The following is a 17,830-nucleotide window of genomic DNA, read 5'->3' as shown; positions in this document are numbered from 1 at the left end:
GGCTCAGGCCTGCGGAATGCCGGGGACGACCCGCGGCTTGGCCGGTGCGGCGGGCGCCGGCTCGTCCTTGAATGCTGCCTTGGCCAGCTCGCCGATCCCGCCGAGGCTCCCGATTAGCTGGGTCGCCTCGACCGGGAAGAGGATGGTCTTGGCATTGGGGCTGGTCGCGAACTGGCTCAGCGCCTCGACATATTTCTGGGCGATGAAATAGTTGATCGCCTGCGTATTGCCGCCGGCAATGGCGTCGCTGACCGACTTGGTCGCCGCCGCCTCGGCCATCGCCGCGCGCTCGCGTGCCTCGGCCTCGCGGAAGGCGGCTTCCTTCATGCCCTCGGCCGAGAGGATCTTGGCCTGCTTCTCACCCTCGGCACGAAGAATTTCGGATGCGCGCATGCCTTCGCTTTCGAGGATGGCGGCGCGCTTCTCGCGCTCGGCCTTCATCTGGCGGGTCATGGCGTTGACGATGTCGGCGGGCGGCCGGATGTCCTTCAGTTCGACCCGGGTGATCTTCACCCCCCAGGCCTCGGTCGCATGATCGACCACCGACAGCAGCCGGGCATTGATCTCGTCGCGCTTGGACAAGGTCTCGTCGAGGTCCATCGACCCCATCACGGTGCGCAGGTTGGTGGTCGAGAGCGCGAGGATGGCGGTGTAGAGGTCGCTCACCTCATAAGCCGCCTTGGCGGGGTCCAGCACCTGGAAGAAGACCACCCCGTCGACCGCCACCATGGCATTGTCCTTGGTGATGATCTCCTGGCCCGGGATGTCGAGGACCTGCTCCATCATGTTGATCTTGCGCCCGACGCGATAGAAGAAGGCGGGCACGAAGTTGAAGCCCGGATCCGCGACGCGGATGAAGCGGCCGAAATGCTCGATCGTGTAGCGATAGCCCTGGTTGACGATCTTGATGCTCATCATGACGAACAAGGCGACCAGGATGGCTACGAACAGCAGGAACGTCTCGATCATGTCTTTCCCCGGTAGAACTGTCGCTCATCATGCGTCGGCCGTGCAGGCTTGCGAAGCGAAATCGGCATGACGGCGGACCTGTTCGGCAGACCGGCGGTGCTGTTCCTTCCTGCCAATCGCGCGGGCGCCGTGGCGAAGGCCCGGGCGAGCGATGCCGACATCATCTTCCTCGACCTCGAGGACGCGGTCGCGCCCGACGCCAAGGAGGCGGCGCGGGCAGCGGCGGTCGCCGCGGTAGCCGAGCCCTTCGGCCGGCCCGCGGCGATCAGGGTGAACGGCTTTGCCAGCGACTGGTTCGGCGCCGATGTCGAGGCGGTCGCCGACAGCGCCGCCGATCTTGTCATCGTTCCCCGTGCCGAGGGGCCTGAGGTCATCCGCGAGGTGAAGGCCCTGACCGGAAAGCCCGTCGCGGCGATGATCGAGACCCCGCTCGGGGTCCGCCGCTGCTGGGAGATCGCCGACGAGGCCGCCGCGCTCATCGCCGGGACCAACGATCTTCGCGCCTCGCTCCGGCTGCCTGGCGGGGCCGGGCGGGGCGAGCTGCAGGTGGCGCTCCAGACCATCGTCCTTGCGGCGCGCGCCGCGGGCATTCCCTGCTTCGACGGGGTCTTCAACCGGCTCGAGGACGAGGCCGGGCTCGCCGCCGAGGCCGAGGAAGGGCGCCGGCTCGGCTTTGACGGCAAGACCCTCATCCACCCCAGCCAGATCGCCGCCTGCAAGGCGGCCTGGGCGCCGACCGACCAGGAACTCGCCCGCGCCGAGCGGCTGGTCGCGGCGGCCACCGGCGGCGCGCAGCGTTTCGAGGGCGAAATGATCGAACGGATGCACGTCGCGGCGGCGGAGAGAATGCTCCAAAACCGTCGTCCCCGCGAAGGCGGGCACCTCGGGCAGGGGAGCGCAATCAGCTGAGATCCCCGCCTTCGCGGGGATGACGTCCTTCTGGGTACTTGCCGAATCGCGCCATCCCCGCCAAGTGCGCGCATGGCCGACCTTCTCAACGCCCCCGACATCCCGCTGGGCCTCACCTTCGACGACGTCCTCCTCCAGCCGCTGGAATCGAGCGTGCTCCCGAGCGAGGCCGATACCGGCACCCAGCTGACCCGCAGCATCCAGCTCAAGATCCCGCTCCTGTCGTCCGCGATGGACACGGTGACCGAGGCCGACATGGCGATCGCCATGGCCCAACTGGGCGGCATCGGCGTCCTCCACCGCAACCTGACCGTCGAGCAGCAGGCCGACGCGGTCCGCAGCGTCAAGCGGTTCGAGAGCGGGATGGTGGTCAATCCCTTCACCCTCACGCCCGACCAGACGCTGGCCGACGCGCTCGAACTGATGAAGCGTCACAAGATCAGCGGCGTGCCGGTGGTCGAGAATGGCGGCCGCCTCGTCGGCATCCTCACCAACCGCGACGTCCGCTTCGCCGAGAATCCGCGCCAGCCGGTCAGCGAGCTGATGACTCACGACAATCTCGCGACCGTCGCCCCCGGCACCAGCCGGCAGGAAGCGCAGCGGCTGCTTCACCAGCGCCGGATCGAGAAGCTCCTCGTCGTCGACGATGCCGGCCGCTGCGTCGGTCTCATCACCGTCAAGGACATCGAGAAGGCCGTGGCCTCGCCCAATGCGACCAAGGACGGCGAAGGCCGGCTGCGCGTAGCGGCGGCCTCGACCGTCGGTGACAGCGGCTGGGAGCGCAGCCAGGCGCTGATCGACGCCGGGGTCGACTGCATCGTAATCGACACCGCGCACGGCCACAATATCGACGTCGGCCGCGCGGTCGAGCGGGTGAAAGCGCTCAGCAACAGCGTCCAGGTCATCGCCGGCAACGTCGCCACCGCCGAAGCGGCGCGGGCGCTCGCCGACGCGGGCGCGGACGCGATCAAGGTCGGCATCGGCCCGGGCTCGATCTGCACCACCCGCATCGTCGCCGGCGTCGGCGTGCCCCAGCTCACCGCCATCCTCGGCGCGAGCGCGGCGGCCAAGGCCGCGGGCATTCCGGTCATCGCCGATGGCGGCGTCCGTACTTCGGGCGACATGGCCAAGGCCCTTGCCGCGGGCGCCTCGAGCGTGATGGTCGGCTCGCTCCTCGCGGGCACCGACGAGACCCCGGGCGAAACCTTCCTCTACCATGGCCGCGCCTACAAGTCTTATCGCGGCATGGGCTCGCTTGGCGCGATGAGCCGCGGCTCGGCCGACCGCTATTTCCAGCAGGACATCAAGGACACGATGAAGCTCGTGCCCGAAGGCATCGAGGGGCAAGTCCCTTACAAGGGTCCGGTCCGCGACGTCGTCCACCAGCTGGTCGGCGGGGTGAAGGCGGCGATGGGCTATACCGGCTCGCGCACCATCCCCGAGCTGCAGCAGCGCGCCCGCTTCGTCCGCATCACCAATGCGGGCCTCAGCGAAAGCCACGTCCACGACGTGAGCATCACGCGCGAGGCGCCGAACTATCCGACGCGGTAAACCTCCAGAACGAGGCTCGTTCGTCCTGAGCGAAGTCGAAGGACGCTGGGCAAGCGCCCTTCGACTGCGCGCTGCGCGCTCCGCTCAGGACGAACGATGACGGACGAACGACCATGACCCCCTCCGCCCGCGCGCAGGCCGCGATCGAGATCCTCGACCAGGTGATCGCATCCGCGCGTGACGACGGATCGCCCGCCGACGCGCTCGTCTCGGCCTATTTCAAGACCCGTCGCTATGCCGGCTCGAAGGATCGCCGCGCGGTGCGCGAGCTGGTCTTCCGCGCGATCCGCCATTCGAGCGAGGTGCCGCCAAGCGGCCGCGCGGCGCTGCTGCCGCTCGTGCCCGAGCTGTTCGACGGCGCGGGCCACGGCCCCGCGGCGCCCAGCAACGACGAGCCGCGCGCCGAGGCGGGGATCGTCCCGGGCTGGATCGCGCCGCTCCTGTCGCCGCTCGTCGGCGAGGAGGAATGGCCCGCGCTCACCGACCGCGCGCCGCTCGACCTTCGCGCCAACATCGCCCGCACCACCCGCGACGAGATGGTCGCGCATTTCGGTGCCGAGCCGACCCCGCTCAGCCCGTGGGGCCTGCGACTGCCGAGCGACGCCGCCGCCAGTGCCGACGAAGCCTTCGCGGACGGCCTCGTCGAAGTGCAGGACGAAGGCAGCCAGCTGATCGCGCTCGCCTGCGCCCCCGCCGACGGCCAGACAATCGTCGACCTTTGCGCCGGGGCAGGAGGCAAGGCGCTCGCACTTGCCAGTGCCGCGCCAAAGGCCCGGATCATCGCCTGCGACACCAGCCTTTCGCGCCTGCGCAATCTCGGCCCCCGCGCCGAGCGTGCCGGTGCCACGATCGAGACCCGCCTCCTCGACACGCCGCGCGAGGCCGAGGCACTGGCCGACCTCGAGGGCCAAGCCGACGTCGTGCTGGTCGACGCGCCCTGTTCGGGCTCGGGCACCTGGCGCCGCAATCCCGAGGGCCGCTGGCGCCTCAATCCGGAGCGGCTCGACCGGGTCGAAGCGCTTCAGCGGCGCGTGCTCGACCTCGCCGCGCCGCTGGTGAAGCCCGGCGGGATCCTCGTCTATGCCGTCTGCTCGTTGCTCGCGAGCGAGGGTGCGGCCCAGGCCGCCGCCTTCCTCAGCCGCCATTCAGGCTTCCTGCCCGAGGATATCGGCATGGACGTCGGGCGTTTGGACGGAGTGGGCCGCCTTCTCACCCCGGGACACGACCGGACGGACGGCTTTTTCATTGCGCGGTTCCGGGCTAGATGACCGGTTCCGACTGGAAGGAAGTGCTGATGCGCGTGATGCCTATTGCTGCAGCCCTGGGGATCGTGGCGGCGACGCTCGCCAGCTCCGGAGGAACGCAGGTCCCCGACGCGCAGCTCAACCCCCAGTCGGTGCAGTGGCAGAAAGCGGGCGAGACCGCGCTTGCCGCCGGCAATTTCCAGGCCGCCGACGATGCGCTCGAGACCGCGCTGGTGCTTGATCCGCGCAACCGCGGCGCCTTCATCTCGCTCGCCCGCGTCGCGCAGAAGCAGAAGCTCTACGGCCAGGCGATCCGGCTGACCAACAAGGCGCTCGCGCTCGAGCCCAACGACATCGTCGCGCTCGGCGTCCAGGGCGAGGCGATGGTCGAGCTCGGCGCTGCCGGCCGTGCGCAGCAGAACCTCGCCAAGATCAAGGGCATCTGCGCGGCCAAGCCCTGCGCGCCCGCGACGTCGCTCGCCGCCGCGATCCAGCGCGGCCCGGCGATGGCGGTCAAGGCGCCGGCGCCGACGGCTCCGAAGAAGAACTGAGGGTCCGCGCCAGCGCGACCCACTCGTCGACGCTGACCGTTTCCGCGCGCCGCTCGGGCGCGATGCCGAGCCCGGCCAGCGCATCGAGCGCGTCGGGCACGGCCTTCAAACTCTGGCGGAGCATCTTTCGCCGCTGCCCGAACGCCGCGGCGGTCAGCCGTTCCAGCACCTCGAGCTTCACGCCTTCGGGCTCGTCGGCGGGGACGATGTGGACCACCGCCGAGGCGACCTTGGGCGGGGGGACGAACGCCGAGCGATGGACGGCAAGCGCGATCCTCGGGCGCGCCCGCCACTGCGCAGCGACCGCCAGCCGGCCATAGGCATCGTCGCCCGGCCCGGCGACGATCCGCTCGGCGACTTCCTTCTGGAACATGAGCGTAAGGCTCGCCCACCACGGCGTCCAGTCGGCGCCGAGCCAGCGCAGCAGCAGCGCCGTCCCGACATTGTAGGGAAGGTTCGAGACGACATGCACGCCGCGCCCGACCAGGGCCTGCTCGTCGACCTTCAGCGCATCTTCCTCGAGCAGGGTGAGCTTGCCGGGGAAGAGAGCACCGAGTTCCTCCAGCGCGGGGATGCAGCGGCGGTCGCGTTCGACCGCGGTGGCCCTGGCCCCGGCGTCGAGCAACGCGCCCGTCAGCCCGCCCGGCCCGGGCCCGACCTCATAGGCCTCGGCGCCGGCAAGGTCGCCGGGGATGGCCGCGATCCGCGCCAGCAGCTGGCGATCGAGGAGGAAGTTCTGGCCGAGCGCCTTGGACGCGCTCAGTCCGTGGCGGGCGATGACCTCGCGCAGCGGCGGGAGCGTCGCCATCTCAGGCCGCGGACGCGCGGACCCGGGCGCAGCTCGCCGCGACCCGGATCGCCGCAGCCATCGCTCGCGGGTCGGCGCGGTCCTGCCCGGCGATGTCGAAGGCGGTGCCATGGTCGGGCGCGGTGCGGACGATGGGGAGGCCGAGGGTGAGGTTCACCCCTTCCTCGAAATGCAGCGCTTTCAGCGGGATGAGCGCCTGGTCGTGATACATGCACAGCGCCGCATCGTAGCGGCCGCGGGCGCTGAGGTGGAACATCGTGTCGGCCGGATAGGGTCCGCCGACGTCCCAGCCTTCGGCCCGGAGCGCCTCGATCGCGGGGATGATGACCTCGATCTCCTCCCGACCGAGCGCCCCATTCTCGCCCGCATGCGGATTGAAGCCCGCGACCGCGAGGCGCGGGGCGGCGATCCCGAAATTGCGCTGGAGCCCGCGCAGGGTCGCCCGCGCCCGCGCCTCGATCAGGCCCGGGGTCAGCGCATCGGCGACGTCGCGGAGCGGCATGTGGGTGGTGACCGGCACCGTCCGGAGCGTCGGCCCGGCGAGCATCATCGCGACATTGTTGGGCGAGACGCCGCACCGCTCGGCGACGAATTCGGTCTGGCCGGGATGAGTGAAGCCGATCGCGTAGAGCTGGTGCTTGGCGACGGGGCCGGTGACCACCGCCGAACAGCTTCCTGAGCGGGTCAGGCCGACCGCGAGCTCGAGGCTGTCGAGGCTGCAATGCGCCCCGGCCATGCTCGGCACGCCGGCGATACCGGCCTCCTGCGCGGCGACCGCGAGGAGCGGGATGCCGGTCTCGAACACGCCTTCCGCCTCGCGCGGATCGGAGATGATGGCGAGCGGACCGTCCCACACTTCGGACAGGCTGCGGGGATCGCCGACCGCCACGAACGGCGGCAGGCCGAGGTCCCGGCGATTGTCCCAGCATTTGGCGACGACCTCGGGGCCGATCCCGGCCGGATCGCCGAGCGACACCGCGAGCGGGGGCAGGGGCATGCTCATGGCCGGCCCCTAGCGCGCCCGTCGCCTTGCGTCATCCTCAGCGGAAGTCGATGACGGCGTCGCGGCGAAGGTCGCGCAGATAGCGGCGGGCACGCAGGTTGATGCGCTCTTCCTGCAGCTGCGCGAAGACGGCGTCGGGGTTCGGCGCGCTGGCCGACTGTTCCTCGTCACGGCCGCAGATGACCAAAACGCGGACGCCTTCCTCGATGCTCCCGAACGGGCGGGTCGCCTGGCCGACCTGCATCGGCAGCATCATGTTCTGGAGCGCCGGCGGAAGGTCGCGCAGCTTGATCTGGTCCGACTGGACGACGTCGCCCTTGAATTCGGCCGCCATCTTCTCCGCGCCGCCGCAGCCGCCGACATTCTGGGCCGAGACCGCGAAACGCTGGAGGATCGGTTCGGCGCTGGCCGAGGTGGTGCCCTTGGGGAAGCTGATCGAGATCTGCTTCAGCGCCAGCACGGCATTGCGCGGATCGGCGGTGAGGACCTTGCGCATGTCCTGCACGGCGATGATCGAGAAGCCGCCCTGGACCGGGATGACTTGCGACAGCTGGCCGGCGTTCATGCCGCGCACCGTGGTGGCGAGCGCGTCGGGAAGCTGCTCGGGACGGACCCAGCCAAGGTCGCCGCCGACCGCCGCGGTCGAGGCTTCGGAGAACTGGCGGGCATAGCCGGCGAAGCTCGCGCCTTGGCGCAGCGCGTCGACGATCTTCTGGGCGTTGGCCGCCACTTCCTGCTGATTGGCGGAGGTCGCCGAAAGGAAGATTTCGCCGACGCGATATTCCTGCGCGCCCTTGGACGCGTTGAGGCGATCGATCACGGCCTTCACCTCGTCGTCACCGACGCTGACCTGGCTCTCGATCTTCTGGCGCTGGAGGCGCGACCAGGCGATCTCGCCCTCGATCTGGCGGCGGATCGAGCGGATCGAGCTGCCGTTCTGCTTGAGATAGTCGGCGAGCTGCGCCGGGGTGCGCTTCACGCCGTCGGCGACGCGGGCGACCGTGCGGTCGATGTCGGACTGGTTGACCTTGATCTCGGCCTGGCGGGCGGCCTGGATCTGCAGCGTCTCGTCGATGAGGTTGCGGAGCACCTGGACGCGCAGCCGCTCGAGCTCGGCCTCGGGGATCGGCTGGTTGTTCGACAGCGCGAGCAGCGCGAGGCGCTGGTCAATGTCGGTCTGGGTGATGACTTCCCCGTTGACGATCGCGCTGGCCTTCACGACCGCCGGGATCGGCTTGCCGTAGACGGTCAGGTTGCTCGGCAGGTTGAGCGGCGCGGTGCTGTTCGGAGCCGTGGGCGCGGGGGCGGTCTGGGCCCAGCCGGCACCCGCCAGCGTTGCCAGTGCAACCGTCGTCAGAAACCTCTTCGCAGTGCCCATGGGGGTCGTTCAATCCCTTGTTATCGAAAGCTATTCCGGGGACGTGCCCCATCCCCGCTTAACCGGCGATGAGCGCCTTCTAGCGGCTCAGGCCCTTCAAAGACAGGCGGAAACTGAAGGTGCTCCCCTCGATCCGGGTACCGAGCCGCTCATAGTCGCGGCGCCAGCTGACCCCGAGCGCGATGCAGTCGTCCTCATAGTCGAGACTGAGGCGGTGGCGGACGCTGTTGATGCCGTCGGCGAGGCTCAGCGGATCCTCGTCGCTGTTGGTGAGGTCGAGCACGGTCGCACCGAACACCGACCAGTGACGATGGAATTTCCAGCGCCCGGCAAGCCGCAGCTCTTCCTTGTCGCGCAAATCCTCGATCTGCGGGTCGACGTTTCGGTTGAGCCGCAGATAGTCGATCCGCGCATAGGTTTCGGTCGTGCCAACGGTAAGGTCGAGCTCGTTCCGGCGGACCGCGAAATTGTCCTTGTCGAGCCGGAAGCGGTGGGTGAGGTCGATGAACCGCCCGAACTTCAGCCGCGTCCGTCCGACGAAGTCCGACCAGCGATCGGTAAGCCCGGTGCCTTCGGGGAAGATCTGGACGTCGCGGTTGAGGCGATAGGACTGGCCGATGTTGCTCGACACCGACCAGCCCGGCCGGTCGAGATTCCAGTCGACGCCATAGGTGATGCGGCTGCCGTCCTCCCACCGGTCGTAGCCGGGGAAGCGGTTGAGCGAGAAGAGGTTGCTGTCCTCGAGGTCGACCGAGCGGCTGTCCTCGTTGGGCAGGCTGATGTTGGCGGTCGGCGGGGTCACCACCAGCTGCACGCGCGGGGTCAGGCGCTGGATTCCGCCGAGCAGCGGACCCATCAGCGGCCAGCGCAATTCGGCCGCGGCAGCGACGATCCCGCGCGCCTTCCATCCTTTCTCGCCGCGATAATAGACGGTCTGGGTGAGCTCGTTCTCGTCGCTGTGATAGACGTCGCCGCGGGTGAAGCCGGTCAGCAGCAATTCCTGCCCGAAGCTCGTCAGGCGGCGCATGTCCCAGCGCGCCGAGACGAACGCCCGCTGGCTGTCCTGGCCTTCGCGGCGGAGCACGGCGAGGCTGTTCGCCTGCAGCTCGACCCGCCCGCCGAGCACCGGCTGGCCGAGCCGGATCCGCGCGTCGAAGGCGGGGAGGGCGATCGGCAGCTGCTTCTGGACGTCGGTCTGGCGGAGACCCTGGAAGGCCCAGCCGGCGAGGCTCAGATAGCTGTCGGTGTCGATCCGCTCGAGGTCGAGGAAGTTACGGAAGCGATCGTCGCGGCTGATGTCGTAGAAGCGCGCGACCGACTTGTCGGTGGCGAGCCGGACCTGGCCGGTCAGGCTCCACAGCGGATCGAACTGGAACTTGCCGTTGCCCTCGACATAGGCGCGCAGGCCCTTGTCGTCGCGGGTGTCGTCGTAGCTGGTCGTGTCGCCGTAGGTAAGGAAGCCGCCGATCGTGAATGCGCCAAGCTTGCTGAGGTCGCGGTAGCGCGCCTCGAAGGCGGGCTCGGTCTTGGTATAGACGTGCGGGGTCAGCGTGAGGTCGCGATTGGGCCCGAAGCGCAGGTGATAGGGAACGGCGAGCTCGGCCCCGCGGCGGCGGCTGTAGCGAAGCTCGGGCGCAAGGACGCCGCTATAGCCTTCGCCGCCGCGGCCGGTGCCGAGGCTGAACACCGGGAGGAGGGGGATCTGCACCCCGAACAATTCGAGCCGGCCACGGTCGAATCGGACCCGCCCGGCCTTGCGGTCGTAGCGGACCTGCGCCGCGAGGATCCGCCAGCTCGGCCGCTTGGGACAGCCGTTGACCGTCGTCACCGCGCAGGGCGAATAGACCGCATTCTCAAGCGTCGTGATGTCGCCGTTCTGGGTCCCGCGGTCGGCGGCGAGGCGCCCGCCATTCTCGAGCACGACGAGGAGGTTCTCGATCGTCGCGTTGCGCAGGTCGTCGCTGAGGACCGCGCGCTCGGTGACCAACTTGTCGCCCTGCGGCTGGACCAGCACGACATTGCCGGTCGCGACCACTTCGCCGGTCTTGCGGTCCCAGCGGACCTGGTCGGCGGCGACGAAAGTGCCCTGGCGGTTGACTCGGACCTGGCCGCTCGCGACCACCACCTCGGCCTCGCTGTCATAGCTGACCGTGTCGGCGCTGAAGGCGATGTCCTGTTCGCTCTCGGCGACGCCGCTGGCGGGCGTGGCGGCGGGGGCGGGCTCGGCCACGGGCACGGCGTCCTGCGCCATCGCCGGCGCCGAAAGCGCGAGGACCAGCGGCAGCGCTGTCCAGCCCGTGACGCCGTTTCGCACCTTGATTGTCCGCCCTGATCCACCAGCTTGAAGGAAGCCCGCCTATTGCAGCTTGGGCCATGCGGGGCAACGGGCTTGGCAGTCCGCCCCCGCGCGGCCTAAGGCTCCGGCGATTTTCTCCTTCTTGTTCCAGGTGACCCGACCCATGCAGATCCGCTTTGCCGACCAGCTCCCCTCCAGCGCCCATGCGCTCGTCCTCCCGGTCGCCGGGGTGGAGCGCGGCAATCTGGCGTCGCTCGGGGAAGCCCGCGCGGCGGTCGAGGCCGCGGCCCGCGGCCAGCGTTTCGAGGGCGAAGCCGGGGCGGTCGCCGAGACCTGGACCGGCGGCACCGGCGGCGCGCCTGTCCGCCGCCTGATCCTCATCGGGACCGGCAGCGCCAGCGACGGCCCGGCGGCCGAGAAGCTCGGCGGCGGCGCGGTTGCCCGGCTGCTGACCTCGGGCGAGAAGGTGGTCGCGATCGACCTTACCGGCACCCGCTTCGACAGCGACTCCGCGGCCCGGCTGGTGCTTGCCGCCGCCGCCCGCGCGTGGCGCCACGATCGCTATCGCACCACCCTCAAGGAAAAGCAGAAGCCGACCGTCGAGGAGCTGGTCATCGTCGGGGCGCCGGCCGGCACCGAGGCGCGCTGGGCCGAGCGCTATGCCGCGGTCCTCGACGGCCTCAAGCTCACCCGCGAGCTCGTCGCCGAGCCCGCCAACATCATCTACGCCGAGACCTTCGTCGAGCGCGTCAAGAAGGCCGCCGAAGGCACCGGCCTCGTCGTCGAGGCGCTCGGCCAGGCCGAGATGGAGAAGCTCGGCATGGGCTCGCTCCTCTGCGTCAACCAGGGCTCGGTCCGCGAGCCGCGGCTGCTCATCATGCGCTGGAATGGCGGCGAGGAGGGCGGAACGCCGCTCGCGCTGATCGGCAAGGGCGTTACCTTCGATACCGGCGGCATCTCGATCAAGCCGGCCGCCGGCATGGAATCGATGAAGTGGGACATGGGCGGCGCGGGCGCCGTCGCCGGGGCGATGCTCGCCATCGCCTCGCGCAAGGCCAAGGCCAATGTCGTCGGCCTGTGCGGCCTCGTCGAGAATATGCCCTCGGGCAGCGCGACCCGTCCGGGCGACGTCGTCACCTCGATGAACGGCCAGACGATCGAGGTCATCAACACCGACGCCGAAGGGCGCCTCGTCCTCGCCGACGTCATCACCTACGCGCAGCGCAAGCTCGGCGTGAAGAAGATGGTCGACCTCGCGACGCTCACCGGCGCGATGGTTATCAGCCTCGGCCACGAATATGGCGGCATCTTCTCGAACAATGACGCGCTCGCGGGCGAGCTCGCCACTGCCGGCCAGGAGACGGGCGACAAGCTGTGGCGCATGCCGCTCGGCGACGCCTATGATCGCCTGATCGACAGCCCGATCGCCGACATCAAGAATGTCGGTCCGCGCGAGGGCGGCTCGATCACCGCGGCCCAGTTCCTCCAGCGCTTCGTCGAGGAAGGCACCGACTGGGCCCACCTCGACATCGCCGGCACCGTCTGGTCGGACAAGCCCGGCACCACCTACGACAAGGGCGCGACCGGCTTCGGCGTCCGCCTGCTCGACCGCTGGGTGGAGACGGTCGCGGGGTGAGATCACGCTTCGAGAGGTCGTTCGCTTTGAGCGAAGTCGAAGGGCGCCTGTACCGGCGTTCTTCGACGTTGCTCAGCACGAACGAACGCTATTGCCTCCGCCCATGAAGGTCGACTTCTACCAGCTCGGGACCACCCCCCTCCACGAGGTCATCGCCGTCCTCGCCGGCAAGGTCCTCGACAGCGGCGAGCGCCTGCTCGTCGTCATGAACGAGGAGAATCAGCTCAGCCGCCTCGACCGCCTGCTGTGGGACGAGGGCGAGACGAGCTTCCTTGCCCACGGCCTTGCCGGCGGCGCCGACGACAGCCGCCAGCCGATCCTCCTCTCGACCACGCCCGAGCCGGCCAACCGCGCCCGCAACATCCTTCTCGCCGACGGCGAATGGCGCGAGGCGGCATTGAGCTACGACCGCGCCTTCCACCTGTTCGACGAGAGCAACCTCGCCGACGCGCGGCTCGCCTGGAAACTGCTCTCGGGCCGCGAGGGGGTCGAGCGGCGCTACTGGGCGCGCGAGGACGGGCGCTGGGTCAACAAGGGCTGAGCCTTGCCTGTTGGCCCCCCGCCCGCTAGGGGCGCGGCCAATTCCAACCCCATCAAGACAGGAGCCTCGCGACGCCATGGCGATTACGCGCACCTTTTCGATCATCAAGCCCGACGCCACCCGCCGCAACCTGACCGGCGCCGTCACCAAGATGCTTGAGGAAGCCGGCCTGCGCGTCGTCGCCTCCAAGCGCATCCAGATGACCAAGGAGCAGGCCGAAGGCTTCTACGGCGTCCACCGCGAGCGTCCCTTCTTCAACGACCTCGTCAGCTTCATGATCTCGGGCCCGGTCGTGGTCCAGGTGCTCGAGGGCGAGAATGCCGTCCAGCGCAACCGCGACATCATGGGCGCGACCAACCCCGAAAATGCCGACGCCGGCACCATCCGCAAGGAACTTGCGGAATCGATCGAAGCCAATTCGGTCCACGGCTCGGACTCGGACGAGAATGCCAAGATCGAGATCGACTATTTCTTCAAGCCCGAAGAGATCGTCGGCTAAGCCGATCACGCTTCCTCCGCGCGCGCGGAGAAGGTGAGCAAAGGGCCCGTCGGAGCGATCCGGCGGGCCCTTTTTCTTTTGTCAGAAGACGCTCAGCGCAACGCCCGCGCCGACCTGCACCGCGGCGATCAGCCACAGCCGGGTGGAGAAGGGCTTTTTGCGCGTCTTGTGCCGGAACCAGCGCCGGGCCGCGAACGCCCCGGGCGACCCGCCGAGGAGCGCGAGGGTGAGGAGATCGCGCTCTGGAATCCGCCGCGCGCCCGCTTCCGCGCGCTTCTTGTCGCTGCGAAAGCTGAGGATCGTCAGCAGGTTGACCAGCAGGATCCAGGTCGATCCGATCAGCAGGGGCGGGGACATCGGACCGCTCTAGCGCGCCATCGGTACGCGTCGAACATTTCACGGCGGCAAGTTCGTCGCGGAACCGCAACGCTTGGTCGTTCGTAGCGCGACCATGGCAGATCACGCTTTGCACCAGCCCGGCGATCGACCGCGCTCCACCGCCGCCATCTTCGGCCATCCGATCCACCCGATGCTGGTGCCGTTCCCCATCGTCTGCTGGGTCGGCGCGCTCGTCACCGACATCGCTTATTCGCGCACCGCCAACATCCAGTGGGTCAATTTCTCGGCCTGGCTGCTGCTCGCCGGCCTCGTCATGGGCGGGCTCGCGGCGCTGGTCGGGATCATCGACTATCTCGGCGACCGCCGGGTGCGCAGCCGGACCGCTTCGGTCCACGGCCTGCTCAACATCATCGTCTTCGTGATCCAGATCTTCAACAGCATGATCCATGCCCGCGACGGCTGGAATTCGGTCGTCCCGACCGGCCTCATCCTGTCCGCGATCGCCGTCCTCCTGCTGGCGGTAAGCGGCTGGCTCGGCGGGAGCCTCGTCTACAAGCAGGGCGTGGGGACTCCGCGATGAACCGCCGCCTGCTCGCTCCCCTGCTCCTCTCGGTCGCGCTTGCCGCCTGCGGCTCGGTCGAGCCCGGCAATCCCGACGAACTCGTCGGACCCAACCCCAAGCTGCCGCCGGTCCAGCAATATCTCTTCCCGCCGATGAAGATCAAAGAGCCGCAGGGCTGGAAGAACGGGCAGCATCCGACCGCGCCCGCCGGCTTCACGGTCCAGGCGATGGCGTCCAACCTCAAGAACCCGCGCTTCCTCTATCCTCTGCCCAATGGCGACGTGATCGTGGTCGAGAGCACGGGCCCGGGGCTCGAGGGCATCAACCGGCCCAAGGACCTCTTCATGGGCTATTTCTTCGGCCGGGCGCACGGCAACGTGCCGGGCGAAGGGCCCTCCAACCGGCTGGTCCTGCTGCGCGACGCCAATGGCGACGGGATCGCGGAAGGCAAGTCGGTCCTGATCGACCATGTCGATTCGCCCTTCGGCGTCGTCGTCGCCGACGGCAACCTCTACGTCGCGAGCCATGAATCGGTGCTTCGCTACCCCTTCACCCCGGGGCAGACGAAGATCACCGCGGCGCCGACCCTCCTGACCGACCTTCCCGGCGGGCCGATCGACCATCACTGGACCAAGAGCCTGACCATCAGCCCCGACGGCCAGCGACTATACGCCACCGTCGGCTCCAATTCGAACATCGTCGAGAATGGCTTCGAGGCCGAGCACAACCGCGCCGCGGTGTGGGAGATCGATCGCCAGACGGGCCGCTCGCGGGTCTTCGCGACCGGCCTTCGCAATCCCAACAGCCCGACCTTCTACCCCGGCACCAACACCTTCTGGGTGGTCGTCAACGAGCGTGACGAAATCGGCCAGAACCTCGTCCCCGACTATATGACGAGCGTGAAGGACGGCGGCTTCTACGGCTGGCCCTACAGCTATTACGGCCAGAACGTCGACCCGCGGGTCCGCCCGCAGCGGCCCGACCTCGTCGCCAAGGCGATCGCGCCCGATTATGCGCTGGGGCCCCACGTCGCCGCCTTGGGCCTCACCTTCTACACCGGCGCGAGCTTCCCGGCGACCTACCGCGGCGGGGCTTTCGTCGGCCTCCACGGAAGCTGGAACCGGACCCAGTTCAACGGCTACAAGGTCGGCTTCGTCCCCTTCGCGGGCGGGCGTCCCAACGGCAAGATGCAGGACTTCCTGACCGGCTTCACCGACGGCGAGAAGGTCTATGGCCGCCCGGTCGGGGTCGCGCAGGATCGCACTGGCGCGCTCCTCGTCGCCGACGACGCAGGCAACACCGTCTGGCGCGTCGCGCCCTCGGCCCAGGCCCCGGCCCAGGCACGAGTTGCCAGCCGCTAGAATTCGTCGGCGGCCCGCATCAGCTTCGTCAGGCGCGCGGGCGCGGCGGCGGCCCAGCTGCGCTCGAGCCACTCGCGCACCTGGCTCCAGTCGGTGTCGGGCCGATTGAGCTTGAGGCCGAGCCACCCGCTCGCGCCATAATATTTGGGCCAGTAATAAAGCTCGGGATCGGCCTCGATCAGCCCGCTCATCTCGTCCGCGCCGCTCGCCTTCACGAGCAGCCCGATCGCTTCCTCGCCATGGTGGCGGTCGGCGAGGATGGCGAACAGTTTCGCGCTCTTTTCCGCGCCCACCGACCAGCCGGGCGAGCCGTGACTGGTCTTGCGCCCGACCTCGGGGAGGCTCGCCGCAAGCGAGTCCACCTGCGCCTCGATCCAGCCGGCATCCTCGTGGCGCGAGACATAGGCCGAAAGCGTCGCCGGGTAGAGCTGATGCTCGGCCAGCCGCACCCGGGCGGCGAGCGTCTCGGGCGTGTCGTCGCTCCGCACCGCGACCGCGACCTGGCCGAGGATCGCGCCCTGGTCGACGTCCTCGGTGACGAGATGGACCGTGCAGCCCGCCTGTGCGTCGCCCGCCGCGATCGCCCGCTGGTGGGTGTCGAGCCCGGGATAGAGGGGAAGCAGCGACGGGTGGATATTGAGCAATCGGCCGCGCCACGCCGCGACGAATGAGGGGGTCAGGATCCGCATGTAGCCCGCCAGCGCGACCGCGTCGGGCCGGGCCGCGGCCAGCGCCGCGCCGAGCGCCGCATCGAAATCCTCGCGGCTCATGCCCCGGTGCGACTGCGCCCAGGTCGGGATGCCTTCGGCCTCGGCCAGCACCAGCCCCGGGGCTTCGGGATTGTTCGAGGCGACCAGCACCACCTCATAGGCTGATCCTGGCAGGCGGCTCGCATAGAGGAGGGCGGCCATGTTGCTGCCCTCGCCCGAAATGACGATGGCGACCCGGGATTTCGTCACGACGCAACAATCGTCGTTCGTGCTGAGCGAAGTCGAAGCACGTTCGCGCCGCGCCCGTCGACTTCGCTCAGGGCGAACGAGGGGCGAGGGCGATAAGATCTAGCCATGATTGTGCGTGGCGCTCCACACGCCGCGGGCACTCCACGTCTCGTTCGAGCCGCGCACGGTGCAGCCGCGCTGGCCCTCGCGGATCGTGCCGATCCGATGCACCGTCTCGCCCGCTTCCTTAAGCGCGGCGCTGACGGCGTCAGCCTCGTCGGCCGCGACCACCGCGACCATGCCGATCCCGCAATTGAAGGTGCGCGCCAGTTCCTCGGGCTCGATCCCGCCGCCGGCCTGGAGCCAGGCGAACAGCGGGGGGAGGGGCCAGGCGTCGGCGTCGATCTCGGCGTGGCAGCCCTCGGGCAGCACCCGCGGGACATTCTCCAGCAAGCCGCCGCCGGTGATGTGCGCGAGACCGTGGATCCGGCCGTCGCGGAGCAGCGGCAGCAGGCTCTTCACGTAGATTCGCGTCGGCTCGAGCAGCAGGTCGCCGAGCAGACGATCGGGGGCGAAGCGGGCCGGGCGGTCGAGCTTCCAGCCGTTCACCTCGATCAGCTTGCGGACCAGGCTGAAGCCGTTCGAATGGACCCCCGAGCTCGCCAGCCCGAGGACGACATCGCCGGGTGCGATCTTCTCGCCGGTCAGCTGCCGCCCGCGCTCGACCGCGCCGACGCAGAAGCCGGCCAGGTCATAGTCGCCCGCCGCATACATGCCCGGCATCTCGGCCGTCTCGCCGCCGATCAGCGCGCAGCCCGCCTGGCGGCAGCCCTCGGCGATCGAGGCGACCACGGCTTCGGCGACCCCATTGTCGAGCTTCCCGGTCGCGAAATAGTCGAGGAAGAAAAGCGGCTCGGCGCCCTGGACGATGAGGTCGTTGGCGCACATCGCGACGAGGTCGATTCCGACCCCGCGATGGTCGTTGCCGTCGATCGCCAGCTTGAGCTTGGTCCCGACCCCGTCATTGGCCGCGACCAGGATCGGGTCGGTGAAGCCCGCGGCCTTGAGGTCGAAGAAACCCCCGAAGCCGCCGAGATCGGCGTCGGCACCCGGCCGGCGGGTCGATTTGGCGAGCGGCGCAATCGCCTTCACCAGCGCGTTGCCGGCGGCGATGTTCACCCCGGCCTGTTCGTAGGTCAGCCCCATGGAAGAAGCGCCTAGCCCACAAGAGCCTTGGAAATCGAG

Annotated in this window: 17 protein-coding genes; 9 read left to right on the top strand and 8 right to left on the bottom strand. The window is 69.2% G+C overall.

Annotation, left to right across the window (positions count from 1 at the left end; translation table 11 throughout):
- Nucleotides 1-3: 3 nt before the first annotated feature.
- Nucleotides 4-969, bottom strand: a complete 966-nt coding sequence (locus AC4GYU_RS11900) for an SPFH domain-containing protein (RefSeq protein WP_491087165.1) — start codon at nucleotides 967-969, stop codon at nucleotides 4-6.
- Between the two features lie 66 nt (nucleotides 970-1,035).
- On the opposite strand from AC4GYU_RS11900, the gene AC4GYU_RS11895 reads away from it, so the two are divergent.
- From AC4GYU_RS11895 to AC4GYU_RS11880, 4 genes are all read left to right on the top strand, one after another.
- Nucleotides 1,036-1,878 carry an HpcH/HpaI aldolase/citrate lyase family protein gene (locus AC4GYU_RS11895; protein WP_491087164.1) on the top strand — a complete coding sequence of 281 codons (843 nt, stop codon included), beginning with the start codon at nucleotides 1,036-1,038 and terminating at the stop codon, nucleotides 1,876-1,878.
- Nucleotides 1,879-1,950: 72 nt separating this feature from the next.
- A complete protein-coding gene (gene guaB / locus AC4GYU_RS11890) occupies nucleotides 1,951-3,429 on the top strand; it encodes an IMP dehydrogenase (RefSeq protein WP_491087163.1) in 1,479 nt (492 codons plus the stop codon).
- Nucleotides 3,430-3,542: 113 nt separating this feature from the next.
- Nucleotides 3,543-4,697 carry an RsmB/NOP family class I SAM-dependent RNA methyltransferase gene (locus AC4GYU_RS11885; RefSeq protein WP_491087162.1) on the top strand — a complete coding sequence of 385 codons (1,155 nt, stop codon included), beginning with the start codon at nucleotides 3,543-3,545 and terminating at the stop codon, nucleotides 4,695-4,697.
- Entirely contained in the window at nucleotides 4,694-5,224 is a 531-nt protein-coding gene (locus AC4GYU_RS11880; protein WP_491087161.1) for a tetratricopeptide repeat protein, read from the top strand. Before AC4GYU_RS11885 ends, AC4GYU_RS11880 begins: the two co-directional genes overlap by 4 nt.
- Here AC4GYU_RS11880 and rsmA read toward each other — a convergent pair.
- From rsmA to AC4GYU_RS11860, 4 genes are all read right to left on the bottom strand, one after another.
- Complete coding sequence (rsmA, locus tag AC4GYU_RS11875; protein WP_491087160.1) at nucleotides 5,187-6,032, bottom strand: 16S rRNA (adenine(1518)-N(6)/adenine(1519)-N(6))-dimethyltransferase RsmA; 846 nt, start codon at nucleotides 6,030-6,032, stop codon at nucleotides 5,187-5,189. The genes AC4GYU_RS11880 and rsmA overlap by 38 nt on opposite strands.
- A 1-nt stretch (nucleotide 6,033) precedes the next feature.
- On the bottom strand, nucleotides 6,034-7,029 hold the full coding sequence (gene pdxA, locus AC4GYU_RS11870; protein WP_491087359.1) for a 4-hydroxythreonine-4-phosphate dehydrogenase PdxA: 996 nt from the start codon (nucleotides 7,027-7,029) through the stop codon (nucleotides 6,034-6,036).
- 43 nt (nucleotides 7,030-7,072) lie between these two features.
- On the bottom strand, nucleotides 7,073-8,413 hold the full coding sequence (locus AC4GYU_RS11865) for a peptidylprolyl isomerase (RefSeq protein ID WP_491087159.1): 1,341 nt from the start codon (nucleotides 8,411-8,413) through the stop codon (nucleotides 7,073-7,075).
- A gap of 79 nt (nucleotides 8,414-8,492) precedes the next feature.
- Nucleotides 8,493-10,727, bottom strand: coding sequence for an LPS-assembly protein LptD (locus AC4GYU_RS11860; RefSeq protein ID WP_491087158.1), 2,235 nt, complete (start codon nucleotides 10,725-10,727; stop codon nucleotides 8,493-8,495).
- A gap of 145 nt (nucleotides 10,728-10,872) precedes the next feature.
- On the opposite strand from AC4GYU_RS11860, the gene AC4GYU_RS11855 reads away from it, so the two are divergent.
- From AC4GYU_RS11855 to ndk, 3 genes are all read left to right on the top strand, one after another.
- Nucleotides 10,873-12,345 (top strand): leucyl aminopeptidase, encoded by a 1,473-nt coding sequence (locus AC4GYU_RS11855; protein ID WP_491087157.1) that lies wholly within the window; start codon nucleotides 10,873-10,875, stop codon nucleotides 12,343-12,345.
- A 103-nt stretch (nucleotides 12,346-12,448) separates the two neighbouring features.
- A complete protein-coding gene (locus AC4GYU_RS11850) occupies nucleotides 12,449-12,886 on the top strand; it encodes a DNA polymerase III subunit chi (RefSeq protein WP_491087156.1) in 438 nt (145 codons plus the stop codon).
- A 76-nt stretch (nucleotides 12,887-12,962) separates the two neighbouring features.
- On the top strand, nucleotides 12,963-13,385 hold the full coding sequence (gene ndk, locus AC4GYU_RS11845) for a nucleoside-diphosphate kinase (RefSeq protein ID WP_491087155.1): 423 nt from the start codon (nucleotides 12,963-12,965) through the stop codon (nucleotides 13,383-13,385).
- A gap of 81 nt (nucleotides 13,386-13,466) precedes the next feature.
- Here the strand turns inward: ndk and AC4GYU_RS11840 are convergent, their stop codons facing one another.
- A complete protein-coding gene (locus tag AC4GYU_RS11840; RefSeq protein WP_491087154.1) occupies nucleotides 13,467-13,742 on the bottom strand; it encodes a DUF1294 domain-containing protein in 276 nt (91 codons plus the stop codon).
- Nucleotides 13,743-13,836: 94 nt separating this feature from the next.
- Here AC4GYU_RS11840 and AC4GYU_RS11835 point away from each other — a divergent pair, with 94 nt between their 5' ends.
- Both AC4GYU_RS11835 and AC4GYU_RS11830 read left to right on the top strand, forming a co-directional pair.
- Nucleotides 13,837-14,304: a DUF2231 domain-containing protein gene (locus AC4GYU_RS11835; RefSeq protein WP_491087153.1), complete on the top strand. Its 468-nt coding sequence runs from the start codon at nucleotides 13,837-13,839 to the stop codon at nucleotides 14,302-14,304.
- A complete protein-coding gene (locus tag AC4GYU_RS11830) occupies nucleotides 14,301-15,647 on the top strand; it encodes a PQQ-dependent sugar dehydrogenase (protein WP_491087152.1) in 1,347 nt (448 codons plus the stop codon). The genes AC4GYU_RS11835 and AC4GYU_RS11830 overlap by 4 nt, the downstream gene beginning before the upstream one ends.
- Here the strand turns inward: AC4GYU_RS11830 and purN are convergent.
- Nucleotides 15,644-16,606: a phosphoribosylglycinamide formyltransferase gene (gene purN, locus AC4GYU_RS11825; protein WP_491087151.1), complete on the bottom strand. Its 963-nt coding sequence runs from the start codon at nucleotides 16,604-16,606 to the stop codon at nucleotides 15,644-15,646. The genes AC4GYU_RS11830 and purN overlap by 4 nt on opposite strands.
- A 99-nt stretch (nucleotides 16,607-16,705) precedes the next feature.
- Nucleotides 16,706-17,791 carry a phosphoribosylformylglycinamidine cyclo-ligase gene (gene purM / locus AC4GYU_RS11820; protein WP_491087150.1) on the bottom strand — a complete coding sequence of 362 codons (1,086 nt, stop codon included), beginning with the start codon at nucleotides 17,789-17,791 and terminating at the stop codon, nucleotides 16,706-16,708.
- Nucleotides 17,792-17,830: the final 39 nt, after the last annotated feature.

Source organism: Sphingomonas sp. SP2, assembly GCF_058313385.1.
This window is presented reverse-complemented; position numbering and strand designations above follow the sequence as displayed.